Source organism: Capnocytophaga sp. CM59, assembly GCF_000293175.1.
Classification (GTDB): domain Bacteria; phylum Bacteroidota; class Bacteroidia; order Flavobacteriales; family Flavobacteriaceae; genus Capnocytophaga; species Capnocytophaga granulosa.
In genome coordinates this window covers 37,877-62,863 of the sequence record NZ_ALNN01000004.1, presented here as the reverse complement: position 1 = coordinate 62,863, position 24,987 = coordinate 37,877, and the positions used below count along the sequence as shown (strand labels likewise).

Here is a 24,987-nt window from a genome sequence, read left to right as displayed (position 1 = left end):
CAGAATATGAAAAGAATAAAAGAGGCAGTGGTTATTATTAGTTTATTCTGTATAACCGTGATAAATGCACAAACAAATGAGAATATAGGTGTTAATAAGGAGATATTAGGTGTCTTAGGAGAGAATTATACAATAGAAAAATACAAAAGTCGCCATAATAAAACCTATCTAACACTTCAGGTATTTATAGATAATATTCTTCAAAAAGATCTTTATATTGTTTCCATTAATGGAGATTCTTTTTGGATAAAGAAAAAAGAAAGTACCACTTTTATAGTCTCTCCGAAGCAATCCTATGAGGTAGGGGCTTCTGCATTTGTAACTGGGATATTAAAGATCCCCCATATTATTCCACGAAAAAGAGACTCTTTACTGATCAAGGCTTATCTAAAATCTCCGCCTAAGGTAGTACCCGCTCCCAAATATGGGAAAATAGCTATATTAGGAAAAGACTACTTTATAGATACTTACAAAAGTAAGGATAAGAAAACCTATTTGACCTTTCATGTCTTTGAATATAATACAATCGCAAATTCTTTTCATATAACTATCAATGATGAAGAGGCTGATTTCAAAGAAAGAAAAGAGAGTATCACCTATCTAGTTGAAGCTAAGAAAAATTATGATGTAGAATTTTCAAGTTTTAAAATGCAAGCCCTTAGAATACCTAAAATCCTTCCACAAGAGGGAGACTCTTTAGCTATTAAGACTTATCTAAGTGACCCCATAAAGTATTATTAACCTATAAAAACAGAAAAAAGCAGGCCTCCTAACCGAGTTAGGAGGTCTGCTTATAAAGTTACAGAGGAGTGCCTTCGTTAGTCTTGAAGCGGTATTCCAAATAAGAATAGGCATCTCTGGGGAGAATTTTAATCCATTTTCGGTATTTTAAAAACCATTTGAGGCGTATAGAGAAAAGCCCCTTGGTAAGATAGGCAGCTATAAATGGATGTATATTCAGTGTGATTCTTCCGTTGTAGTTGCTTTGAAAGATGATTTCTTCGAGATCAGTAGTAATGCGATCAATAAGCATAATAGGCGCATCTACCTCTCCTTGTTTGCTAGGATTTTCTTCCTTGGTTTTGATGTTGATTTCTGGGCGTACCCGCTGGCGAGTAATTTGTATCAGTCCGAACTTGCTGGGGGGTAATATCTTATGTTTGGCGCGGTCATCTTTCATCTCTTCTCTTAGGGCATCGAAGAGTTTTTGTCGGTTCTCTCCGCTGCTCATATCTATGAAATCTACCACGATGATACCTCCCATATCTCTCAGTCGCAATTGGCGTGCAATCTCGGTTGCGGCGATCAAATTCACCTCAAAGGCGGTTGTTTCTTGGTTTTCTGCTTTATTAGAATGGTTTCCACTATTGACATCTATCACATGTAGTGCCTCGGTATGTTCTATGACCAAGTAAGCCCCTTTGGTCATGGAAACAGTGCGTCCTAAGCCTGTTTTAATCTGCCTTTCTATATGGAATTTCTCAAAAATAGGGACAGAAGACTTATAGAGTTTTACGATATTGACTTGCTCAGGAGCAATCTCTTGCAGATAATCACGGATTTGTGTATAGAGAGCCTCATTATCTACATGGATACCAGTGAAAGTATTGTCGAACATATCCCTTAGTAGGGCACCTGTTCTATTCATTTCACTAAGAATTTTGGATGGAAAGGAGCCTTGTGGTATCTTCTTGCACATTTGTATCCAGCGTTCGTAGGAATTTTGCAAGTCCCTATCTAAGTCAGCTACCTTTTTATCCTGCGCTACAGTACGTATAATCACCCCAAAACCTTTGGGTTTAATACTCTGAACAATACGTCTTAGACGCTCTTTTTCGGCCTTGTTTTCTATTTTTTGAGAGATAGAAATCCGCTCGGAGAAGGGTACCAGCACTAAGTAACGCCCTGCTATGGAGAGTTCCGAGCTAATCCGTGGCCCCTTGGTGGAAATAGGTTCCTTGACTATTTGTACCAAGATAGGTTGTCCTGCTTTGAGTACCTCCGAGATCGCCCCGTTCTTATTAATATCTGGCTCCAGCTTGAAGTCCTTCAGTGAATAATCCTTGATCTTCCCTGAAGATACTTCCTTGATAAACTTAAGCAAGGACGAGAGTTGAGGCCCCAAGTCATGATAATGCAAGAAAGCATCCTTTTCGTATCCTACATTCACAAAAGCCGCATTCAGTCCCTGAATAGGCTTGTGAATCTTGGCAAGCATAATATCCCCTACCGAAAGGCGATTGGTATCTTCCTCCTTGTGGAGTTCTACCAAGCGACCATTCTTGAGTAAAGCAAAATCTACATCAGAAGCCCCAGAACGAATAATTAATTCTTTGGTCATTCTGTTATGATTTTAGTATTACAATTTCAGTTAAGATATAATAATATCTTTTTAAATGAACGAAAAAACGAGAAAAAGTAGTTATAAAACTACTTTTTCTTTTTGTGTCGGTTAGCTCTTGCTCTTTTTTTGCGTTTGTGCGTAGCCACTTTATGTCTTTTTCTTTTTTTTCCGCTTGGCATGTTGTTATAAATTAAAAATTAATACTCCGTTATTTCTTTTTGGTGGTTTTTTCTTTTACTTTTACCTTTGTTTTTATTGATTGCACAAATACTTTAGCTGGCTTAAAAGCAGGGATATTATGTGCTGGGATGGTAATGGTCGTGTTTTTAGAAATGTTACGTCCTGTTTTTTCAGCTCTAGCCTTAATAATGAAGCTACCAAAACCTCTGAGGTATACATTATCTCCACTCTCCAAAGATTCCTTTATCCCATCCATAAAGTGCTCTACAATATTCTGCACCTCTGTTTTCTCAACCCCCAATTTCTCAGAGATCTTCGCTACAATTTCTGCTTTTGTCATATTTTTCTTTATTTAAAAGTCAAATTATACAATATATATATACCCATAGCTTCATTTGTTATTTGGTAGGTTAAGAAACTACTTAATTTATAGCTATCTTTGGGTTTGTTTTCGGAGTGCAAATATACGAATAAATTACAAACCAACAAGTTAATAAAAAAAATTTTTTTCTCCTGAGATGTATCGCATAGAACGAACAAAATATCATTTTATACAAACAATTGATTATCAGCTAATTGATTTTTATAAAATCATAAAGTACCCCCTAGAAAGTTAAATATCATAAAAAAATTGAAGATTGTATAAAAAAAGTAATACTTTTGCCCCCAGAACATATAATAAGATACATAATGAAAAAAGTATTTTTTTTGCTCATGCTTGCTTTGGGGGTAGTCTCTTGTAAGACACAAGGCACCATTGCCAAGAGTACCCAAGGTACCCGCCAGGCCAACAAAGTAATCAAAGGAGAATGGACACTCTCTTCTGTTACTTATAATGAAAAAGGTAAGTATGAAATCACCTTGCTCAATGATACTTCTAAAGAATGCTTTGAGGGAAGTTATTGGAAATTTGTCCCAAATAACTACCGAGGTATCTACGCTATTAACAAGGCTGGATGTGCAGGAGGCGATCGTCATTTTATCTTTACCGTACAAGAAATGGACAAATCTACTGGGTATTATGACTTTTTGCTCAAACCAACCAACGAAAAGTACCAATCCGATACCAATGCGGGCGTACGCCTACATTTGGCTTATCTCTCTGAAAATGAGATGCGCTGGGAACAAACCGTTCGTGTAGATGGCAAACCTTTCGTTATTACAATGAACTTTACAAAAAATTAAATAATTATCTATGACAAAAGTATTCAAACACATAACTTTATTCCTTGTAGCAGGCTTACTTTTTGTAGGCTGTGAAGCTATTAATAATTCCAATAAAACCCAGCGCGGAGCTGTGATTGGGGCTGCCAGTGGAGCAATTCTTGGGGCGATCCTTGGTAACAACGTAGGTAGTGGTGGCAATAGCGAACTCGGTGCTGTTATCGGTACAGCTGTAGGAGGTGCCGCAGGTGCCATTATCGGAAACCAAATGGACAGACAAGCCAAGAAAATAGAAGAAGAAATCCCTGGTGCTGAAGTAAAACGAGTAGATGATGGTATCGTAGTTACCTTTGATGAAAAAAGTGGGGTTACCTTTGCTTTCAATAAGGCAGACCTTACCGATGAGGCTAAAACCTTGCTCAACAAGATGGTAACTGTTCTTAAGGAATATCCTGATACCAACGTGATTGTAGCAGGACATACTGATAGCAAAGGAAAAGCGGCCTATAACATGGGACTTTCCGAAAGACGTGCCAAAGCAGTTACTAACTTCTTTACTTCTAATGGATTGAATGCTTCTCGCTTTACCACTAAGTGGTTCGGTGCTACCCAACCTGCTTATGACAACGCTACAGAAGAAGGACGCGCTAAGAACCGTCGTGTAAACATTGCTATCGTTCCTAATGAAAAGATGAAGGAAGATGCAAAAAAACAAGCTCAACAGTAAATTTTCATAGTTATTATTGTTTTAGTTATTCTATTTGAAGAGGTGCAGCAATGTACCTCTTTTTTTTGCTCCTAAGCGAGTATTTATTAATTTTTATTCGTATATTTGCGCAAAAATACAAACATATGAACAGTATTACCTCAACTGATTTTACTTTTGAAAATCAAAAAGCTGTTTACAAAGGAAAGGTACGCGATGTATATACTATAGGAGACGACCTTCTGGTGATGGTGGCTACCGATAGGCTTTCCGCTTTTGATGTGATTCTGCCTAAGGGTATCCCCTACAAAGGACAGATCCTCAACCAGATAGCCAGTGAGAACTTAGAGCTAACAAGGGATATTGTTCCCAATTGGCTGCTAGCAACCCCTGACCCCAATGTATCGGTAGGTCTCTGCTGCGAACCCCTAAAAGTGGAAATGGTCATTCGCGGTTACTTGGCTGGACATGCTGCCCGTGAATATAAGGCTGGCAAACGCAGCCTCTGTGGCGTGGCTTTACCCGAAGGCTTAGTGGAGAATGCGCCCCTACCCTCCCCTATCATCACTCCTTCTACCAAGGCAGACAATGGCACTCACGACGAGGATATCTCCCGTGAGGACATTCTCAAAAGAGGAATCGTTTCGGCCCAGGACTATGAGCTTATGGAGCGCTATACGTACGCCCTCTTTAAGCGTGGTAGTGAGCTAGCTCACAAGAGGGGCCTTATTTTGGTAGATACCAAGTATGAGTTTGGCAAGACCAAAGACGGAGTAGTAGTACTTATCGACGAGGTACATACCCCCGATTCCTCCCGCTATTTCTATGCCGAGGGATATGAAGAGCGCCTAAGAAAAGGGGAACCCCAAAGACAACTCTCCAAGGAGTTCGTTCGCCAATGGCTTATAGAAAATGGCTTCCAAGGTCGTGCAGGCGAGCAAGTGCCTGAAATGACCAATGCCCACGTAAAGGCTATCTCCGAACGCTATATAGAACTCTATGAGCACCTCTTAGGAAAGAAATTCGTTCCGTCCGATACCACGGATATACAAGAGCGCATCTATAAGAATGTAAGCGAGTATTTGCGTAGCTTACTATAATATTTTTACTTAATTTTCTTTTGAAATGAATATACTTCTGTTAGGTTCAGGAGGTAGGGAGCATGCTTTTGCCTACCTACTCTCTCGTAGCCCCCGCTGCAAGCAACTTTATATAGCCCCCGGTAATGCAGGTACTGCCCTTGAAGGAGAAAATGTACCTATCTCAGCTACTGATTTTTCAAAGATTAAGGAATTCTGTTTAAGCAAACAGATTTCTTTGGTCGTAGTAGGCCCCGAAGAGCCTTTAGTGAAGGGGATTGTAGATTTCTTTGGACAAGATGCGGCACTTTCCAAAATACCCATTGTAGGTCCCTCCCAAAAGGGAGCTACCCTTGAAGGAAGTAAGGAGTTTGCCAAGGAATTCATGCAGCGCCATCATATCCCTACCGCCCGCTATGCGAGTTTTACCAAAGACACTATAGAAGAAGGGTTGCGCTTTTTGGAAAGCATGCAAGCTCCCTATGTTCTAAAAGCCGACGGACTGGCTGCCGGCAAGGGGGTGGTTATCTTAGACAACCTAGAAGAAGCCCAGAGCGAGCTTAAGCGTATGCTATTGGAAGAGAAATTTGGCGTAGCTAGCCAGAAAGTAGTTATTGAGGAGTTCCTCAAGGGAATAGAACTCAGCTGCTTTGTTCTGACCGATGGGCAAAGCTATAAGATTCTTCCAACCGCTAAGGACTATAAGCGTATAGGCGAGGGGGATACTGGACTCAATACAGGTGGTATGGGTGCGGTTTCTCCTGTACCTTTTGCTAACGAGGCCTTTATGCAAAAAATAGAAGAGCGTATCATAAAACCTACCATAGAAGGGCTTAAAAAGGAGCAAATCACCTATCGTGGTTTTGTCTTTATCGGCCTTATCAAGGTAGGAGATGATCCCTTTGTAATTGAGTACAATGTACGTATGGGTGATCCTGAAACTGAAGTAGTGCTCCCACGGCTACAAACCGACTTGGTTACACTCTTAGAAGCCACTGCCAAGGAACAGCTCAAGGATTGTTCACTCTCTATAGACCCCAGAAGTGCTACCACTGTAATGCTTGTCTCTGGTGGTTATCCAGAGGATTACCAAAAGGGCAAAGTTATCTCTGGTCTTGAAGTACAAAGCGAAAGCCTTATCTTCCATGCAGGTACTTGCTTGAAAGACGGCAAGGTGCTCACCGCTGGAGGCCGTGTGCTTGCTGTTACTTCTTTGGCTGATAATTTTAAAGAGGCTCTAAAAAAATCTTACAGCCGAATCGAAAAAATATCTTTTGAAAACATGTATTACCGAAAGGATATCGGAATGGATTTGTAATTTCTTTTTCATAATTATAATATATATTGAAGACTGCCCTAGAAAGGCAGTCTTTTTATTATTTAGAACCACTAAAAAATATTTCTTGTTTTTATTTTCGTATGTGAAAAATATTTTTTACCTTTGCCTAAAATTTAAACACCTAATAAAACTAAAATTTTAGACATGAAAACTATTATTTTTCGCATGTTATTTTTCTTTATCCCTGTATTAGCCATAGCCCAACAAGCTACTTTCAAGGGAAAAATCACTGCCGAAGGAAAGCCTATCTTAGGTGCCGATGTAATCCTTCGCAAGGGTAGTGAAGTGAAAGGTACCAGTAGCAAGGCCTCTGGAGAATATTCAGTAAAAGTACCTGCTGGCCAGTATAAACTTACGATCTCTTCAGTAGGGTTCAAGACTATCAATCAATCTCTTACACTTACTGAAGGTGAGACTATCACACAGAATTTTGCCTTGCAAAGAGACTTATTGGAAATTGACCAAGTGGTAGTTACCGCTACGCGTAACATCATTCCTCAGTACAAATCACCTGTGGTAGTGAGCAAGGTTACAGGCCATATCTTTGAAACCACTCAATCCCTCAGCTTGGCCGAAGGGCTTAACTTTACCCCTGGATTGCGTACTGAAACGAACTGTCAGAATTGCGGTTTTAATCAGTTGCGTATCAATGGTTTGGAAGGCTCTTACTCACAAATCTTGATTAATGGCCGCCCTGTATTCTCCTCCTTGGCTGGGGTCTATGGCCTGGAGATGATTCCTGCCAATATGATTGACCGTGTGGAAGTAGTCAGAGGGGCCGGCTCGGCACTCTATGGAGGTAATGCCATAGGAGGTACGGTAAATATTCTCACCAAAGACCCTACACATAATACCTTTATCATAGGCAACAGCCTCTCTCTAATGAAGGACGGAAGCCCTGATAACACGCTCTTTGCCAACACTTCGGTTGTGGCTGAGGATTTTGACAAGGGACTAACCCTCTTTGCCTATCAGCGCAACCGCAAGCCATACGATGCTAACGATGACGGCTATTCCGAAATCACTAAGCTGCACAATACCACTTTCGGGGCTGATGCTTTTTGGAATCCTGCAGAAAACAGCAAGATAAAGCTCAACCTGAACAGTATCAACGAGTTTCGTCGTGGAGGAAACAAGTTCGACCTCTTGCCACACCAGTCTGATATTACCGAGCAATTACGCCATCGTATCATGGCTGGAGACCTCTCCTATGAACGATTCTCTGATGATCTTGCCCATAAGTTTTCCCTATACACTTCAGCCCAATATACTGACCGAGATAGCTATTATGGAGGCGGCTTAGGTTATGCAGTCAATAGCAAAGACGAATTTGACGTGCTAGGAGCGGAAGACAAAGAAGACTATTTCAAGGCTTTGGCCAAATATGGTCATACTACCGAGCTAGTGGGCGTAGGGGGCGTTCAATATGCCTACACATTTTCTCCTGAACTAAATCTTTCTTTGGGAAGCGAATATAAGTATGATAAGGTAAATGACAACTATGTAGGCCAAAACCGCGCAGTGGATCAGACTGTACGCACCTATGGCAACTACCTACAAGTGGAATGGAATCCTATAAAAAAGCTCACTCTATTGGGGGGTAGCCGCTATGACTATGTGGATATAAAGGGAGACTACCTTTTTGCCGGAGTAGATAAGAATTCTAATAAGCAGATAAGCAAGTTTGTCCCTCGCCTTACTGCTATGTATGATCTAAGTGAAACCCTTAAGCTCCGTGGTTCCTTTGCCCAAGGCTATCGTGCTCCACAGGCTTTTGATGAAGATTTACATACTGAAGTATTGGACGGCGAACCTATCTTTGTAGAATTAGATAAAGACCTTAGCAACGAAACCTCCAATAGTTATACCGCCTCACTGAACTATACCCAAAGAGAAGGTAATACACAAGCCAACCTGATCTTGGAAGGCTTTTACACCCGTATCAACGACCGTTTTATCAACCAAGACCTTACCGATATAGGCAACATTAAGCACAAGCTAAAGACCAATGCCACTGACCAGCTCCATATCATCGGAGCCAATATAGAAGCTAACTTTGCCTTTGGCTCTCAATGGGTATGGCAGACAGGGCTTACCTATCAGCAATCTCGCTTTACCAAGGAACAAACCATTTGGGAGAATGAAGATGCAACTTCTCCGAAAAAAGTTACTTCCGACCACGTGATGCGCTCCCCAGACCTATATGGTTACACTACCCTATCCTATAACCCTATCGCAGCTCTTAAGCTCAGCTACAATGGTGTTTTCACAGGACAGATGTATGTGCCCCATGTAATTGACGCTAAATCTGGTGAGCAAATTCTCGTAAAATCACCCAATTTTTACGAACAAAACCTAAGGGCTGCCTATGCTTTCACCCTAAAAAACAATTACAAACTGGAAGTATTTACAGGTGTGAAAAATATCTTTGACCAATACCAAAAAGATTTTGACAAGGGCAAAGACCGTGATGCTGACTATATCTACGGGCCTCAACACCCACGAACTTTCTTTGTCGGGCTAACATTATCACTGGATTAATTGTCAATTGTCAATTGTCAGACAAACTGACTTCTGGCCATTAACTACTGAAAAAGAAAAATTCTTTTACCCAAATATCATTTCTGTAGAAAAAGAGGCACCTTCGGGGTTGCCTCTTTTTTGATGATTAGGGTGTCTACTCTACTCCTAAGTAATTTTTTCGTCTTTCACTTTTCATTTTTCCCTGAAATATGTATCTTTGCCTTACAATTATCCATCTCCTATGCTAAGCAAAAACCAACTAAAACAAGTACAGAAGCTCTCCCTGAAGAAATACCGAAGTGAGACAGGTCTTTTCGTAGTGGAAGGTAAGAAAGGTATCTTAGAGTTCGTCCAAGCAGGTTATAAGGCCGAAGTTATCTATGCTACTCACACCTTTTCTCCTGCACTATCTAAGCAGCCACTAACCCTTGTAAGTCCAGAGGAACTCCAACGGCTCAGTGCGCTCAAGCACCCCGATGAGGGGGTTGCTATCTTCCATCAACCTAAGAGGAAAGGTATACTCCAAGAGGGACTTATTTTGGCCTTAGACAATATCCAAGACCCAGGTAATTTAGGCACACTCATTCGCCTATGTGATTGGTTTGGGATAGAGACGCTCCTGTGCAGCGAGCAGACTGTGGATTGCTATAACCCCAAGGTCGTACAAGCCTCTATGGGGTCACTCTCACGGGTACAGGTGCATTATGTGCCCTTGGCGGGTTTCTTGGCTACTTGTGCCTTGCCTGTATATGTAGCGACCCTGGAGGGGACAAACCTCTATACAACTACTTTTCCAGAGGATTGTGTAATTGTCTTAGGCAACGAAGCCAATGGTATTAGCCCAGAGGTTGCTGCCTTGGCCAATGAAGCTATTACTATACCGCGCTTTGGCAAGCTACAACAGGCAGAAAGCCTTAATGTCGCTATGGCGGGAGCGATTATAGTGAGTCAGGTAAAAGGTAAAGCCTGCGAGGGCTCACAGCTGGGTATGTGAATAAAAAGTAAGATGGCAATAGAGAGTTTTTTTATGATAGAGACTTCTTTTAGTAACTTAAAAGAAAAACTCAAAGAAGAAATAGTGCGAGTAGATAAGGAATATGATGAAATAACGATTTCTTATCATGGTTTTTTCTCTTGGATGTATTTTTATAAAGAGGGAGAAGCTTATATAGAGGAAGAGGAGAAAGCAAAATTACTGGTAAATATCAAACACGAATCAGCGACACCACCTAGTGTTATTACAGCTTTTAGGGAAAAACTCTTATCTTTAGGATTTTGCGAAAGAGAAATATTTGATAATGAAGATAGTACTAACACAAGCACAATATAACCTATTGATTGAGGTCATAAAAGGAACTTCTTCTTGCTGTACTCTCTTATCTTCTAAAGAGGATGAAGTATGTGTCGAAATGCAAGAAAAAGATATAGAAAATGCTATAGACTGGCTTGTATATGAGCTTGATATAGAAGGATTTGACGCCAATGATGAACTTACTCCTAAGGGGAAAATATTGGAACCACTTATAGATATTTTGGAAAATATATGATGCTAACAATTGATAATCAGTTGTATATGGTTAATTCTGTGGAAGAATTAATACATCACCTTATTCCCCTTTCTAAGAAGACAGAAGCAGTGCTTCATTTATCTTTGGAGGATAGTTGGGATTCGGATGCAATCTCTTGTCAAATAGATAAGGGCAAATATTTGTTGCTTTATTATACTACAGATCTTGATAACCCTACTGAGAAATATCCTCGCAGCTATCATAGAGGACTTGAAACTCATAAAAAAGTAGAGATAAGGGGAAACTTTTATGATGAAAATACCATTTGCTATGACTATGGATTGGTATTGATGTTGTTCAAAGAGTTTTTTCAGCAAAAACAAATTCCTTTGTATATCTTATCTTAATTATAAGAGGGGAAATCGGTGAATCGCATAGCTATTGTAGCCTTTTTAAAATATTGAAAATTAGTAAGAATGATGTACTTAAATGATTTTAGTCAAGAATACCTTGTAGATTCTTTGGAAGAATTAGAAATATTACTAAAAAAACGTTTTTTAGAGGAGATCAATTTTTTTATTTTAACTTTTAAGGAAAATGGATTTCCTCAGTTATCTGCTTTTGTCAAGGGGAATAAGTGTGTTATTTACTATTTGGATGAAGAAGTACAATATATAAGCAAAGGAGGAACTGAAGAAGGTATAGAAGTATTTGTTGAGGATATACATGGGACGGAGGTATTCCTTAGCAAAAACAAAGTGCTCCCTATTGATAAGTTTTACAAAGTAGCACAATCCTTTTTCGAGACACAGACAAGACCTGATTTTATTGAATGGGAAAAGATATAAAAACTGTTGTAGTAAAAAATGCGAGATTCTTGTAAAATCTCGCATTTTTTATTTTTCACTATTTACTACTAATTCATTTAAAAAAGTTGGGCAAATCATAAGCCGGATTCTGTGCTTTCCTTTGGGGGAAAGTGCTTATCATTTATCTGGATGGGCTGTTGCCAGACCATTCTAACCGCCTACCCTCCGACATTGAGCGAGCCACTCTTAGTTGTCGGTTTACTTGGCGTTGCACCCTATAGAGTTTACCTGATTTCACTACAGCCGAACTGTACTTGCTTTCTGTTGCACTAGTCCTCGCCTTACGGCGGACGGGCGTTACCCGCTATAGCGCTCTGTGGTGTCCGGACTTTCCTCTACCCAAAGGGTAGCGATAAGCTGATTTACCCAACCTTATTAAGTGAAAAGTGGAAAGTGAAGAGCGAAAAGCTATTCACTCTTCATTTTTCACTTTACACTATCAAAAGTATTTCCCTGATTGATATCTCCCGTATTATAGCCTTTCATAAACCATTCTACGCGTTGTTTAGAGGTGCCATGGGTGAAGGAATCGGGAACTACTTGGCCTTGCATACGCTTTTGAATAGCATCGTCTCCTACAGCATTGGCAGCGCTTATGGCCTCATCTATATCATCGGCGTCAAGGTATTGCTTGTCATAGTGTGCCCATACGCCTGCATAGAAATCGGCTTGGAGCTCAAGAGCTACTGAGAGTTTGTTGGCTTCCTTTTGGCTGAGTCCCTGTTGGGCTTGGCGTACTTTTTTGGAGGTACCCAAGAGCGTTTGGACATGGTGCCCTACCTCATGAGCCATAACATAAGCAATAGCGAAATCCCCCCCTTTGGCACCAAAGCGCGTGCGAAGTTCCTCGAAGAAACTCATATCCATATACAGTTTATGATCACCTGGGCAATAGAAAGGCCCTACGGCGCTACTGGCGTTTCCACAGGCAGTCTGTACCGCGTCGGTGAAAAGAACCAAGGTAGGTTTCTGATAAGTACCTAAGTTATTTTCTGCAAATATTTTCTCCCAAACATCCTCTGTATCAGCCAATACGGTGGCAGTAAAGGCTTTAATTTCCTTTTGTTCTTCGGTTAGGTCAGCCTCATTGGCCACTTGGGTAGTTTGTCCTACTTGGTTGAACTGTTCCAAGAGGGGAGCTACAGCCTTCCCTGTTTCTCCTCCAAAGAGTTGGAGTAGAACAACTACGATTCCTAATAGACCGCCACCAGCGGCTATTTTTCCTGTGGTACTCACCCCACGGCGATCTTCCACGTTGTCACTTTGTCGTCTTCCTTGCCACTTCATAATGGTATTTTTTTGGGGGCAAAGATACAACTTTTAATGATTAATGACAAATGTGTTATTTACATTTGATACTTCTAAATCGTTAATTTATTGTGCTTTGGTATAATTTTTGTATATTTGTACCCAAAATAAGAATCTTATGGCTTACACTATTACCATCACTAGCGACAGTCCTCAAGCCTTAGCTTTTGTGAAAGAAGCTAAAAAACTTGATTTTGCGAAAGTTACAAAAATTAAAGAAACCAAGATTAAAGAAAAAGATCCTATCAAAACAAAGAAAGAGGTTAAAAAATCTATGCCTACTTTTGAGGAGGAAACCGAAGAACAATATGAAGCTATAATGGAGTTATCAAAAATAGCAAATAGAAATATAGCTCATAAATTAGCCAAAGCAAAAAACTTAGACTTACCCTTCAAAAATAAAGTCGTATGATTGTAATTGCCGACAGTAATATATTTTTTGCTTCATTGATCACCCCAAATGGAGAAATAGCAACTATCTTAAAAGATAAGAATATGCAATTTCTAGCCCCTGATTATATGATAGAAGAGGTAAAAGATCATATAGATATCATACAAAAGAAACGGAAAAAGAATAAAACAAAGCGACAAATTTCAGTTGATTTAGACTTATTGTTGAAAAATATCACTATTATTCCCCTAGAAGAATTATCCAATAAAAATATACAAAAAGCCTTTTCTATTGTAAAGGATGTAGATGAAGATGATTATGCTTTTATAGCTATGCATTTACAATATAAACATAAGATCTGGTCTCGTGATGAAGAATTAATAAATGGATTAACAGAGAGAGGCTATGGGCATTTTTTTATCTCTACAGATGAAGTGAGAAAACACCTATACAAAAAGAAGAAATGACCTACAAAATGTAGGTTATTTTTATTTTTACATCTTTCATTATTTATTTGTATTGGTTATTCTCTATAATCCTACACCCCTAAATTCTTAATAACTTTGGTCAAAAACATTTGTAAATGACAAAAAAAGATTGTATCTTTGTCCGATTTTTTATTAGCAAAAGTAATGAGCGAACAATTAGACCCAAACAAATATTCGGCAGATAATATCCAGTCCTTAGAGGGGATGGAGCACGTACGCATGCGCCCTTCTATGTATATAGGCGATGTAGGCGTAAGAGGTTTACACCACTTAGTATATGAGGTGGTGGACAACTCCATAGATGAGGCTTTGGCTGGCTATTGCGACACTATATCGGTGATTATCAATCCTGATAATTCGGTAACTGTAGAGGATAACGGGCGTGGTATCCCTGTGGATATACACAAGAAAGAAGGTGTCTCTGCCCTTGAAGTGGTAATGACAAAGATAGGGGCAGGAGGAAAGTTTGACAAGGGTTCTTACAAAGTATCTGGTGGTCTGCATGGGGTTGGGGTATCCGTTGTGAATGCCCTTTCTACGCACCTAACCGCCACTGTATATCGTGATGGAAAGATATGGGAACAGGAATATGAACGTGGAGTTGCTCTCTATCAGGTCAAAGAAAAAAGCGTTACCGATAAGCGCGGTACTAAAGTTACTTTTCTTCCTGATACGGAGATCTTCCAGCAGACTATAGAGTTCAGTTATGATGTCTTGGCCAATCGTATGCGTGAATTGGCTTTCCTGAACAAGGGAATCCGCATCACCCTAACTGACTTGCGCAATAAGAACGAAAAAGGCGAACCCATAAGCCAAGTCTTCTATTCTGAGAAAGGTTTGGAAGAGTTTATCCAATACTTGGATGGCAATCGTACCCCTATCATCAAAAAAATCATTGCTATGGAAGGGGAAAAGAACGATATTCCTGTGGAAGTAGCTATGATCTATAATGATTCTTTCAATGAGAACCTCCATTCGTATGTCAATAATATCAATACACACGAGGGGGGAACCCACTTGCAGGGCTTCCGTATGGGACTTACCCGTACGCTGAAGAACTATGCTGATAAGTCGGGTCTGCTTGAGAAAGCCAGCAAGGACAAAAAGAATCCTTTGGAAATCTCTGGGGACGACTTCCGCGAAGGGCTTACCGCAATTATCTCGGTGAAGGTAGCCGAACCTCAGTTTGAAGGACAAACTAAAACCAAGCTCGGTAACCGTGAGGTAACCGCAGCAGTCTCTCAGGCTGTATCCGATATGCTAGAGAGTTATCTAGAGGAAAACCCTGAAGATGCCAAAACGATTGTCAATAAGGTAATACTAGCCGCTCAAGCTCGCTTGGCTGCTAAGAAAGCCCGTGAAGCAGTACAGCGTAAATCGCCTATGGGAGGGGCTGGATTGCCTAACAAATTGGCGGATTGCCAAGACAGAAATCCAGCCAACTGCGAACTTTTCTTAGTCGAAGGGGATTCTGCAGGGGGTACCGCCAAGCAAGGACGTGATCAGAAGTTCCAAGCCATTTTACCACTAAGAGGTAAAATCCTCAATGTGGAAAAGGCAATGCAGCATAGGGTATTTGATAACGAGGAAATTAAGAATATCTATACTGCCCTTGGGGTAACCATAGGTACCGAGGAGGATTCTAAAGCACTTAATATAAGCAAGCTCAGATATCACAAGGTAATTATTATGAGCGATGCCGACGTAGATGGTTCGCACATCGCCACCCTCATTCTTACTTTCTTCTTCCGCTATATGCGTGAGTTGATAGAGGAAGGGCATGTGTATATTGCCACCCCTCCCCTTTACCTACTCAAGCAAGGCAAGAAGGAACAATACGCTTGGTCGGACGAAGAACGTGATACCCTTACCAAGGAGTTCTACGAGCAAGCACAAACTAAGGTAACTGTACAGCGCTACAAAGGTTTGGGAGAGATGAATGCTGATCAGTTGGCGGATACCACTATGAACCCAGCTCACCGTACTCTAAGAAAGGTAAATATAGAAAATGCTGTAGAGGCCGATAGAATCTTCTCTATGCTCATGGGTGATGATGTACCGCCTCGCCGCGAGTTCATCGAGAAAAACGCCAAGTATGCCAATATAGATGCTTAATATACCACCTATCACTCAACTCATACCTCAGCGTGCCCCTATAGTCATGGTGGATACGCTATGGGAATATAGCCCTACCACAGCTGTGGTAGGGCTTACTATCTTGCAGGACAATATATTTGTTCACAAGGGCTGCCTTTCCGCCTCTGGCCTTATAGAACATATGGCACAGAGCACAGCCCTACATAAGGGATACGGCTATTATCTTAATCATCAGCCTGCTCCCATGGGCTATATAGGTGCCATCAAGCATATAGAAATATATAAGCTCCCATCGGTGGGAGCTTGTATAAAGACGTCTATAACAATTCTTCAAGAGTTTATGGATGTTACCTTGGTTCGTATAGAAACCTTCCTTGAGGAGGTATGTATTGCCCAAGGAGAGATGAAAACCGTCTTGGCCAAGTAACTACTCTCGGCCGATAAACTTGGGATCACTTAAGGTCTTCATAAAAGCAATGAGGGCTTCTTTTTCTTGTTCGGTAAGGGGGATTCTCCCGCCGTTATTCTTCAGTATAGGGTCTAAATTGGGATAATCCCTTACACCCCTATCAAAATAATCCAAGACTTCTTTGAGTGTTGCAAACTGCCCAAAACTCCCATAGGGGGCGGTATATGCTACATTGCGCAAGGAAGGTACCCGAAAGCGATAAAGGTCATCTTCACTACCTGTAACACGGCCTCGCCCTGACTCCTCTACCGTATCGGGGTGCTCAGGGAAACCTATATTTCTAAAAGATTCATCGGTAAAGAGCGTTCCCTTGTGGCAGGAGGCACATTTGGCCTCAAAAAGGGTATATCCTTGTTGTTCCAAAGGAGTGAAAGTAGCCGTATGGTCGCGGGTCACATGGTCATACTTGCTATTGGCCGAGATTAGGGTATACATGAATTGGGCAATACTTCCCAACACTCGCTCAGAGGTGATACGGCTATCTCCATAGGCCTTAGCAAAAGCCTCTTTGTAGTAAGCATCGTCCTTAAGCTTCTTGATAACTTCCAAGAGGGAGGAGTCCATCTCCTCATGGGTAACGATAGGAGTTACAGGTTGTTCTTTAAGATCAACCACCGCTCCGTCCCACATATATTGGGTGAGGAAGGCCATATTCTGTATAGGAGGGGTATTGCGTAGGCCTATCCTACCTGCCACTCCCACAGCACGTGGATTTCTATCTCCGTAGGCTTGTCCTCGGATATGGCAGGTAGCACAGGAGATGGAGTTGTCCCGACTAAGGCGTACATCATGGAAGAGTTTGTCGCCTAAGGCTACGCCATACTGGGTAGGATAAGCCGTCTCTATCAGCGGATTTAGCGGCGGGAAATTAGTAGGAATAGCCAGTGAAAGCCTCGGATTGGTGATTTGTTGAGCTTCTTCTTGGTTGTTTTTGTTGCAGGAAGCCAAGAGAGAGAGTAAAAGTATAATGATTAGTATGTTTTTCATAGGAAAAATAAAGTTAGATTTTAAAAAGCCTGTACTCAACTATATTTTAAGTACAGGCTTTAAATAATTAGTATAGTATGAAAGCAATTATTCCACATTAAGAACGGAGAACATACCTGCTTTGTCTAAGGCAGAGCTTTCTGAATTGTCAAAGCCTTTTTGGGCTTTCTGAGGATCATTGATGTCCTTTACAATGATTTTCTTACCTTCAAGGTCTTGGTTACCTCCTATGTTATTAACGAAAGGGAACATATTATTAAGGTGATGGATTACAGGGATTTTTCCATTTAGGGAGATTTTGTTAGTACCATTGATCAGTTTATCAAAATCAGCCTTGATAGTTACCTTAGCGGTAGCTCCGCCCTTAACAGAGAGGTTTTTAGGGAAGTCTAAGGAAACAAAGCGGAAAGCATCTCTATCAATATTAAGAGTTTCATTTTCAATTCCTTTTACTTTTTTGTCTTCACCTATGACCTTAGTACCTTTGAAAGCACTACCTATATGGATAGAGAGTTCTCCATCTGTGATAGCAGGGAGAGGGTTTCCTTCTTTGTCCTTTCCTGGAGTAGGATTGGAGTACCAGCCTTCAAGTTTTACAAAGCGGTAGCCATTAGCCCATTCCCAGTGCATGATTCCCGAATGCTTAAATTCTCCTGTAAGACGGTAGAAGTTAGGAAATTGGGTTTGGAGTTTTAGGTTGTTAAGTTCTTTCTTTACACCCAAACCAAATTCTATACCCTTATACTCTCCCGAAGGAATTTCATTAAGAACAGGCGCTAGAGAAGCCGCATCAGCTTGGTTGATTAAAAAGCCTCCTTTGTCTAAATCTTCGGTGTGGTAAGGCACTTTAGTACCATCAGCCTTTACAAGGACTACATTGGTAATTACATACTTTACTTCAGAGAATTTGAGGGTTTGTCCGTTGGAAGTGTAGGCTTTGGCACCTGCTGCATCAGTTCCTAAGGTGAGTTTCTCTGCTCCTACATAGTGGTCAAACTGTAGGGTGACCTTTGCTGGAGTTGAATCGTTATTATCGTCTTTTTTACTACATGAAGAGAGTGCGGCCACTGTAGTGATAGCCATGAGGATCGTTTTGATTTTTCTCATTTTTATACGGATTAAATTTTTAAAAATTAAGGTATTTTAGGGCGTGGTTGTCTGACCCTAAGACATCAGGGGAAAAAATATTAGGTGGTTAAAATGAGAATAAAAAGAAATACTCATTCTTTATCTCTTAAAAAATGAGTATTTCTTGAGAGATATCTTCTTAAATAAATTGTGATTATTTTTATACTAATGTTGGTAGATGGCCTCAGCGCATGACAAGGCTACGAACAAAGATGTGGAAAGGTTTTGTTCTGTGGAAATGTACCCTTATCTAAAGTATAGCAAGGGGCATCCTATTGGGAAACAACATTAGGATAATGCTCTTATGTGGATATAAGAGACTTATAGAAAATGAAGAAATTATGCGATAGGAGGGCGCATTTGCTTTTTTATCACTTTATGAAGAAGCAATTGTTCCTTGAAAAAGAAAGCAGGTAGCTCCTCTGCTACAGGTACTATAGAAGCCTCAAAAGAGAAAGGCTGTACCAATACTATATCAATATCCTTGAGGTTGAGGAGCTTATCGGAAGTCTTAGAGGTATCCTCTATGCTTTTTTTCAAATGACACTTTCCGTGGCAGTCCATTTCTTTCTTGTCTTTATTCACACAATAGGCTTTCTCGATAAAGTCGCGATTGATATGGTAATGCACAATAAGAAGCGTCTGCTGAAAGGCTATCAGCAGTATGAGTAAGGATAGGAAGAAACTTACAGTGCGCTTCACAACGGATTCTTTAGTCTATTATTAAGATAGGGCAAAGATACGAATTTTTTTTAAATAAACAAGTCTTGATTTAATTTTTTTTAGCAGTTAGTTTTTACCATTTATCAACTAATTATCAACTACTTATAAATACACTTTATTCCTCTCAATTACTATTTCCAAAAAAATATTTGTTTTTTCAGGAAAAAGCTGTACCTTTGCCCCGAAAAATTACTTCTATATTCTTTAATACAGCATGAAAACTGTAATGGCAAAAATAGTAGCTTTTGTGATGGCTCTTTGCTTGTTGGCCTTACCGCTAACAAGTGAGGCGGCACCTCATGCTTGCCAAAAACAGTCTCATATGACCCATGGTAAAGCTTCCAAGGCTTGCCATAAGGAGGATGTCCCTGACTGCTGTAAAAAGAAAAATGGAGCAGCCCCCAAGCATGCTTGCTGCCAAGCAGTGCCTATGGCTTCCTATGCAAAATTAGAGAAGACAGAAGTAATCTCTACCTATCAGTTTGTTAAAAAACAAGTACTTCCTACTATTGTTTCACCTTGGGCTGTGGCGCTTGTAGATTTTCCTACAGAAAGAGCGCTTACGTCCTCTTATAACACTACTACGCTACTGCTGGTGAGGAATATCCCTATCCTCTTTCAGCAATTTCTTTGTTAGCTTATCTAAAGATTTTACTTCTTTTAGGTATTGTGGTTTGCTGTCGCTATAATAGGCATGATTAATTGTATCTGCCTAAAAGAGTGTAACTATAATGTCTAAGAGGGTATAATCTATGTATCTGTCTAAGACGTAATACCTATGTATTTGTCTAAGACGCAATAAATTGCGTCTCTACCATAGTATTAAAAATCAAAAGAAAACTAACAATGAAAAAATATATATACTTAGCATTCCTTATGCTACCTTTCTCCCTATTGGCACAAACCATGGTGCAAGGGAAAATCTCACTAAAAGACGCCACTAGCACCTTTGCCGAAGCGGGAGTGAGTATTTATTGGGAAGATACTACCATTGGTACTACTACCGATGAGAATGGTCACTTCAAACTATTGTATAAGCCAGAACTCAAGAAATTGGTTATCAGCTATGTAGGTTTTAAAACCAAAGTGCTGACCATTACCGATCCAGTGAAGTTTGTTACCACCACCCTCTTGGAGGATACTAACCAATTGGATGCTGTGGAGGTAACTGCTGCCAAGCGCAAACCTACCGAACGCCTACAACTGAGCACCGTAGGTATGGTCAATATCAACTCAGGAGAGCTACTCAAGGCGGCTTGCTGCAACCTCTCCGATAGCTTTGAGACCAGCTCCAATACAGAAGTAGCTGTAGCCGATGCTGTTACAGGTACTAAGCAAATAAAGATGCTTGGCTTGGCCAGTCCTTATCTGTCTCTTACTCAGGAAAATGTACCCAGCATACGCGGCGCTTCACAGGTGTATGGTATGACCTTTATCCCTGGCTCTTGGGTAGATAACATTCAGATTATCAAGGGAGCAGGGAGTGTCATCAATGGCTACGAAAGCATCGCAGGACAGATAAACACCGAATTGGTCAAACCAATACTCGATACACCTATCTACCTAAATGTATATGGTAGTGATGATGGCCGTTTTGAGCTTAACAATCACCTCAATACTAAGGTAAATGATCATTGGCACACAGGCCTTTACATACATGGTAATGCCCGCAATATGCAGATGGACAACAATGGCGATGGCTTTATGGACATACCCACAGGCAGCCAAATCAACCTGATGAACCGTTGGCAGTATGCCAATCCCAATACAGGCTGGATGTCCAACCTCTCCCTACATTACCTCTATGATGATCGCAAGGCTGGACAACTCAGCAGCATAACTACGCCTTCCCTTTGGCAGAGTACCAATAAGATCCACCAGTTCAACGCCTCTGCTAAGCTCGGTTATATATGGGAGGATATGCCTTACCAGAGTTTGGGCTTTCAGGCCGACTATAAGCAGTATGACCAAGATAGTCATTTCGGGCTTAACCAATATGATATCTCCCAGAAGACCATCTATGTAAATGCGCTCTTTAAGTCTATCATCTCCAATACCAACCATACCTTTACCACTGGAGTTAATAGTATTACCGATGTGATAGAAGAACGCTTAGGTACCGCTTCTCTTTCTGGGGATTATAACCGTACCGACTTTTCCGCTGGGGCTTTCTTCGAGTATAGTCTTTCGGCAGGAGACAGCTTCGGGCTTACCGCTGGAGCAAGGGCTGACTACCACAATCGTATGGGTGCCTTCATCACCCCTCGTTTCCACTTGCGTTATATGCCTTGGAAGAAGGGAACCCTACGCCTTGCTGTAGGTCGTGGAGAGCGCTTGGCGAGTATATTTTCAGAAAACCAAAAACTCTTCTCTACCGCCAGAGCTATACGCCTTATGGGCACTGACGCTAACAAGACCTATGGACTTTCCCCTGAGATTGCTTGGAACTATGGACTTTCCTTTACCCAATACTTACCCTTGGGAGGTAGAGATTTAGAGCTAGTGGGCGACCTATATTATACCAATTTTACCAATCAGGTAGTGGTAGATTGGGACAACCCTAGAGAGGTGTCTTTCTATAACCTTGCGGGTAAGAGCTTTTCTACCAATTTCCAAGTAGAAGCCAACTATGAGATTCTCAAGCGTACCCACCTAAAGGTAGCCTATAAGTGGTTTGATGTGCAAACAGACTACAGCAGTGGCCGACGTACTCAGCCCCTGCAACCCAAAGAACGCTGGATGGTCAATCTCTCTTATGAAACCATACCACATGAGGGACGCCAATGGAAGTTTGACGCTACCTTCAATGCTATAGGTAGCCAACGCCTACCCGATACCGCTGCCAATCCTTTGGCTTATCAAATGGGAGATACCGCGCCTAGTTATACCACTACCCAAGCACAGCTCACCCGTGTCTTTTCCCCTATGATAGAGGCCTATGTAGGAGCAGAAAATCTATTTAATTACTATCAAAAACACGCTATCATCGCCACTGATGCCCCTTTTGGCACTTATTTTGATGCTTCTATGGCCTATGCACCCGTGCAAGGACGTATGATCTATGCAGGGTTGCGCTTTAAACTGAAATAACAACTTAATATATTTATATTTATCATGAAAAGATTTATACTTTTGGCTCTCTTAGCCCTTACTTTGCCTGTCGTAGCGCAGCGTAAAAATGCAAAAGCACAACTCAATGTAGAAGGTATCTGTAATTCCTGTAAGGCTCGTATAGAAAAAGCAGCCTTGGGAGTAAAGGGTGTCAAGTACGCCCAGTGGAATGTGGATACACACCAGCTATCCCTTCTCCTTGACGAGCGCAAGACCTCTACCCACCAAGTACAGGAGGCTATTGCTAAGGTCGGTCATTCCAATAGCCTTCCCGATGGCTCCGAAAAGGTAGAAGCTACCGAAGAAGACTATAACAAGGTAAGCGACTGCTGCAAGTACCGCGATGAAGAGGTAGTGAAGAGTCATCACTAAACCTATAGCATAAGAGAAAAAAGGCTGTTCCCACTTGGAGACAGCCTTTTTTCATTATTTAAAAATCAATCTATTAAGAGCCACAATTAATAAAGAGCACTGGCGTACCATCTTCCTCATAGCCTTCTATATCAAAACCTTCAAAGAAGATATGATCTCCTAAATCCTTATTGGCTAAGGTGTTATGTATCAGCCAAAGCAGCTCTAAAGCACCAAAGGACGCGCCATCTCCTGAAAAGAGTTCAGAGACGATAAGAGCTTGATAGAGACCATTGGCATCGGGTTCGCCTTCTAAGAGATGTTCGTTGGCAAGTATCTCAAAATCATGGAGTTCGCGCTTGCTCTTGATCCATGCCTCATACATAATCTTCACCTTAGGCGTTTTGAATATGGTACCAAAAGGATTGAAGTTGTTTAGGCTATTTTCCATATCAGAATTATAGTCCTTGACAGCCTCCCAGAAAATCATCAGCCCAGGGAAGTGTTCTTGGGTAAATGCCCAATACACTTGGTCTAAAAGGCTTGTATTCTGCATAGGAGCATAGTCCTGGCATACATTTGGACGATTGACATCTACCACAGGAGGGTAAGGGATATCCTTCTCAGAGAAAAGTTCTAAGAGAGCTGAACTATCATTCTCGAGCTTGTACAACATCTCTTGCTCGTATAGGGGCACTATGGTGTAGAAATTCACCTCTTTGCCTGTAGGGAGTTTTGCGATGGCTTCCTCCCCTTGCTTGTCATCAGTACCGATAAGAAGCATACAAGTAAACTTTGTCCCTTCCAAAGGCTCTCCCGTAGGTACGGTATGCCCCCAAGCCAAGAAAGTATCTTGTTCTATAGGCAGGCGAGAGAGGATTTTAAGCCAACGTATAGGCCAATAATCTTTCTCCTCTTCACTCTTGATGTTCCAAGTGGCTGGTAGGTGAATGACCATTTCTGCAAAAGGACTGCCGGAGAAGTCTTCAGGGATATTCATATGATAAGCCCCCATACCTCCTGTAACCAAAGTGTAGTAATTACGCTCTGGAGTAGGTTTTACAATATAGATATCACAGTGAATATCAGGGGAAACCAACTCGTGGAATACCTCGTCAAACTCACCTATATTTTCCTTGATATAAGTCTCCAAGGCCTCTCGTTCCTGCTCATCATAGTAAGCAGGTTCAAAGTTGCTAGAGAGGAACTCTATGGCATCCTTCTGCTCTGAATAGGCCATACGTCCTGTTTCTATACCTTCTATAGTGGCCGATAGCCATTGGAAAAGTCCTGCGAAAACAAAAGACACATCGTACTCCTCTAAATTCTCATGAGGGGTTACCCCTATGAGTTGCCCGAAGATACCATCCTCATCATTATCAAAATCAAAGCACAAGTAGCTATCCTTTTCTCCCTCTATATGCTGCATCATAAAAGGCACCCATTTGCGGTTAAAGAGTTGATTCTTCACCTCTCCTTCGTCTACGAACTCCTCCTCTGGGATTTGTTTGCTCTGCCAATCTCCTCCAAAGTGGTTCTCTAAGAAAGTGACGATATTTCTTTGGGCTTCTTCTATTTGGTCAAGATTTAAAAAGCGCTGCCCTACTCCAAAGAAAGGCCCATCGCCCTGTTGTCCGCTAAAGGTTCTATGTAGCTGCTTGAACTCCTCAGGCAGCTCAAAACCTAAGCGCTGTTCGAAGCGCTCTATCTGCTGCTCTGTAGCGGGAGCACCTAGGCGTGATGCCATTGGGGGGGCATATTCCTTAAGGGTTTTTACAAAGTCCTCCAAGATATATTCCACCTCACCACGGCCACCCTTGACCGCCTCACGAAGTGAGATGCCTTTCTCATCGGCCAAGGCTATATAGTGTAGCAATTCTTGTGTACCAGAAAGTGAAGGGGCACGTTCTAAGTATTTGCGGGCATTGTCTATATCATTGAGATAGAAGTAAGAATAGCCAATACGGTAATTCCAACTTTCGGTATCTCCTATTTCTTCCTCCAGATATTTGAACACCTCCACCGCACGGCGCAAGTATTTTTCGTTCTCCTCAGAGGGATCTAACCAATACAAATTATTATAGGCACGTCCTAACTCACTGAGTACCTCAGTGGTTTTACTCTCATCGGGGAGTTTCTCTATGAAATCGATGATGGCCTGTATATGGTCATCTTCGTTCCATTTGTCTATTTTTTTTAGGATTTGTTGCTCTGTCATAATT

At 41.2% G+C, this 24,987-nt stretch carries 25 protein-coding genes and 1 other RNA gene; 18 read left to right on the top strand and 8 right to left on the bottom strand.

Annotation, left to right across the window (positions count from 1 at the left end; all coding sequences use genetic code 11):
* Nucleotides 1-6: 6 nt before the first annotated feature.
* The gene (locus tag HMPREF1154_RS01245) at nucleotides 7-741 is read left to right on the top strand and encodes a hypothetical protein (protein WP_009640717.1); all 735 of its coding nucleotides are present in this window, start codon (nucleotides 7-9) and stop codon (nucleotides 739-741) included.
* Nucleotides 742-799: 58 nt separating this feature from the next.
* Here HMPREF1154_RS01245 and HMPREF1154_RS01240 read toward each other — a convergent pair whose 3' ends face one another.
* Nucleotides 800-2,341 (bottom strand): Rne/Rng family ribonuclease, encoded by a 1,542-nt coding sequence (locus HMPREF1154_RS01240; RefSeq protein ID WP_009640722.1) that lies wholly within the window; start codon nucleotides 2,339-2,341, stop codon nucleotides 800-802.
* A gap of 211 nt (nucleotides 2,342-2,552) precedes the next feature.
* Nucleotides 2,553-2,864: an HU family DNA-binding protein gene (locus HMPREF1154_RS01235; RefSeq protein ID WP_009640668.1), complete on the bottom strand. Its 312-nt coding sequence runs from the start codon at nucleotides 2,862-2,864 to the stop codon at nucleotides 2,553-2,555.
* 350 nt (nucleotides 2,865-3,214) lie between these two features.
* Between HMPREF1154_RS01235 and HMPREF1154_RS01230 the strand changes: the two genes are divergently transcribed.
* The 10 genes from HMPREF1154_RS01230 to HMPREF1154_RS01185 all read left to right on the top strand — a co-directional run bounded on the left by HMPREF1154_RS01230 (nucleotide 3,215) and on the right by HMPREF1154_RS01185 (nucleotide 11,691).
* Nucleotides 3,215-3,709 carry a lipocalin family protein gene (locus HMPREF1154_RS01230; RefSeq protein ID WP_009640667.1) on the top strand — a complete coding sequence of 165 codons (495 nt, stop codon included), beginning with the start codon at nucleotides 3,215-3,217 and terminating at the stop codon, nucleotides 3,707-3,709.
* Nucleotides 3,710-3,719: 10 nt separating this feature from the next.
* On the top strand, nucleotides 3,720-4,415 hold the full coding sequence (locus HMPREF1154_RS01225; protein ID WP_009640735.1) for an OmpA family protein: 696 nt from the start codon (nucleotides 3,720-3,722) through the stop codon (nucleotides 4,413-4,415).
* Nucleotides 4,416-4,540: 125 nt separating this feature from the next.
* The gene (locus HMPREF1154_RS01220) at nucleotides 4,541-5,494 is read left to right on the top strand and encodes a phosphoribosylaminoimidazolesuccinocarboxamide synthase (protein ID WP_009640669.1); all 954 of its coding nucleotides are present in this window, start codon (nucleotides 4,541-4,543) and stop codon (nucleotides 5,492-5,494) included.
* A gap of 25 nt (nucleotides 5,495-5,519) precedes the next feature.
* Nucleotides 5,520-6,791, top strand: a complete 1,272-nt coding sequence (gene purD / locus HMPREF1154_RS01215) for a phosphoribosylamine--glycine ligase (RefSeq protein ID WP_009640678.1) — start codon at nucleotides 5,520-5,522, stop codon at nucleotides 6,789-6,791.
* 165 nt (nucleotides 6,792-6,956) lie between these two features.
* Complete coding sequence (locus HMPREF1154_RS01210; RefSeq protein ID WP_034566635.1) at nucleotides 6,957-9,353, top strand: TonB-dependent receptor; 2,397 nt, start codon at nucleotides 6,957-6,959, stop codon at nucleotides 9,351-9,353.
* A gap of 223 nt (nucleotides 9,354-9,576) precedes the next feature.
* Nucleotides 9,577-10,329, top strand: coding sequence for an RNA methyltransferase (locus HMPREF1154_RS01205; protein WP_009640661.1), 753 nt, complete (start codon nucleotides 9,577-9,579; stop codon nucleotides 10,327-10,329).
* A 12-nt stretch (nucleotides 10,330-10,341) separates the two neighbouring features.
* Nucleotides 10,342-10,665, top strand: a complete 324-nt coding sequence (locus HMPREF1154_RS01200; protein ID WP_009640650.1) for a hypothetical protein — start codon at nucleotides 10,342-10,344, stop codon at nucleotides 10,663-10,665.
* Nucleotides 10,634-10,882, top strand: coding sequence for a hypothetical protein (locus HMPREF1154_RS01195; RefSeq protein WP_034566633.1), 249 nt, complete (start codon nucleotides 10,634-10,636; stop codon nucleotides 10,880-10,882). The genes HMPREF1154_RS01200 and HMPREF1154_RS01195 overlap by 32 nt, the downstream gene beginning before the upstream one ends.
* Nucleotides 10,879-11,250: a DUF6911 family protein gene (locus HMPREF1154_RS01190; RefSeq protein WP_232211955.1), complete on the top strand. Its 372-nt coding sequence runs from the start codon at nucleotides 10,879-10,881 to the stop codon at nucleotides 11,248-11,250. Before HMPREF1154_RS01195 ends, HMPREF1154_RS01190 begins: the two co-directional genes overlap by 4 nt.
* 69 nt (nucleotides 11,251-11,319) lie before the next feature.
* Entirely contained in the window at nucleotides 11,320-11,691 is a 372-nt protein-coding gene (locus HMPREF1154_RS01185) for an Imm1 family immunity protein (protein WP_232211954.1), read from the top strand.
* 83 nt (nucleotides 11,692-11,774) lie between these two features.
* On the opposite strand, the gene rnpB is transcribed toward HMPREF1154_RS01185, so the two are convergent.
* An RNA gene (gene rnpB, locus HMPREF1154_RS12960) (RNase P RNA component class A) lies at nucleotides 11,775-12,081 on the bottom strand.
* A gap of 57 nt (nucleotides 12,082-12,138) precedes the next feature.
* Nucleotides 12,139-12,999: a KPN_02809 family neutral zinc metallopeptidase gene (locus HMPREF1154_RS01180; protein WP_009640671.1), complete on the bottom strand. Its 861-nt coding sequence runs from the start codon at nucleotides 12,997-12,999 to the stop codon at nucleotides 12,139-12,141.
* A 139-nt stretch (nucleotides 13,000-13,138) separates the two neighbouring features.
* Between HMPREF1154_RS01180 and HMPREF1154_RS01175 the strand changes: the two genes are divergently transcribed.
* The 4 genes from HMPREF1154_RS01175 to HMPREF1154_RS01160 all read left to right on the top strand — a co-directional run bounded on the left by HMPREF1154_RS01175 (nucleotide 13,139) and on the right by HMPREF1154_RS01160 (nucleotide 16,423).
* Complete coding sequence (locus tag HMPREF1154_RS01175; protein WP_009640731.1) at nucleotides 13,139-13,432, top strand: hypothetical protein; 294 nt, start codon at nucleotides 13,139-13,141, stop codon at nucleotides 13,430-13,432.
* Entirely contained in the window at nucleotides 13,429-13,878 is a 450-nt protein-coding gene (locus HMPREF1154_RS01170; protein WP_009640739.1) for a PIN domain-containing protein, read from the top strand. Before HMPREF1154_RS01175 ends, HMPREF1154_RS01170 begins: the two co-directional genes overlap by 4 nt.
* 165 nt (nucleotides 13,879-14,043) lie before the next feature.
* On the top strand, nucleotides 14,044-16,014 hold the full coding sequence (gene gyrB / locus HMPREF1154_RS01165) for a DNA topoisomerase (ATP-hydrolyzing) subunit B (protein WP_034566631.1): 1,971 nt from the start codon (nucleotides 14,044-14,046) through the stop codon (nucleotides 16,012-16,014).
* The gene (locus tag HMPREF1154_RS01160) at nucleotides 16,007-16,423 is read left to right on the top strand and encodes a hypothetical protein (protein ID WP_009640680.1); all 417 of its coding nucleotides are present in this window, start codon (nucleotides 16,007-16,009) and stop codon (nucleotides 16,421-16,423) included. Before gyrB ends, HMPREF1154_RS01160 begins: the two co-directional genes overlap by 8 nt.
* On the opposite strand, the gene HMPREF1154_RS01155 is transcribed toward HMPREF1154_RS01160, so the two are convergent.
* From HMPREF1154_RS01155 to HMPREF1154_RS01145, 3 genes are all read right to left on the bottom strand, one after another.
* Nucleotides 16,424-17,452 carry a cytochrome-c peroxidase gene (locus tag HMPREF1154_RS01155; RefSeq protein ID WP_034566629.1) on the bottom strand — a complete coding sequence of 343 codons (1,029 nt, stop codon included), beginning with the start codon at nucleotides 17,450-17,452 and terminating at the stop codon, nucleotides 16,424-16,426.
* A gap of 87 nt (nucleotides 17,453-17,539) precedes the next feature.
* Nucleotides 17,540-18,559 (bottom strand): MbnP family protein, encoded by a 1,020-nt coding sequence (locus tag HMPREF1154_RS01150; protein WP_034566628.1) that lies wholly within the window; start codon nucleotides 18,557-18,559, stop codon nucleotides 17,540-17,542.
* Nucleotides 18,560-18,919: 360 nt separating this feature from the next.
* On the bottom strand, nucleotides 18,920-19,282 hold the full coding sequence (locus HMPREF1154_RS01145; protein WP_009640674.1) for a hypothetical protein: 363 nt from the start codon (nucleotides 19,280-19,282) through the stop codon (nucleotides 18,920-18,922).
* A 247-nt stretch (nucleotides 19,283-19,529) separates the two neighbouring features.
* Here HMPREF1154_RS01145 and HMPREF1154_RS01140 point away from each other — a divergent pair, with 247 nt between their 5' ends.
* From HMPREF1154_RS01140 to HMPREF1154_RS01130, 3 genes are all read left to right on the top strand, one after another.
* A complete protein-coding gene (locus tag HMPREF1154_RS01140) occupies nucleotides 19,530-19,940 on the top strand; it encodes a hypothetical protein (RefSeq protein WP_009640651.1) in 411 nt (136 codons plus the stop codon).
* 209 nt (nucleotides 19,941-20,149) lie between these two features.
* Entirely contained in the window at nucleotides 20,150-22,393 is a 2,244-nt protein-coding gene (locus HMPREF1154_RS01135; RefSeq protein ID WP_009640730.1) for a TonB-dependent receptor, read from the top strand.
* 24 nt (nucleotides 22,394-22,417) lie between these two features.
* Nucleotides 22,418-22,786: a heavy-metal-associated domain-containing protein gene (locus HMPREF1154_RS01130; protein ID WP_034566626.1), complete on the top strand. Its 369-nt coding sequence runs from the start codon at nucleotides 22,418-22,420 to the stop codon at nucleotides 22,784-22,786.
* A 73-nt stretch (nucleotides 22,787-22,859) separates the two neighbouring features.
* Here HMPREF1154_RS01130 and HMPREF1154_RS01125 read toward each other — a convergent pair whose 3' ends face one another.
* The gene (locus tag HMPREF1154_RS01125) at nucleotides 22,860-24,983 is read right to left on the bottom strand and encodes a suppressor of fused domain protein (RefSeq protein WP_009640738.1); all 2,124 of its coding nucleotides are present in this window, start codon (nucleotides 24,981-24,983) and stop codon (nucleotides 22,860-22,862) included.
* Between the last annotated feature and the right edge of the window lie 4 nt (nucleotides 24,984-24,987).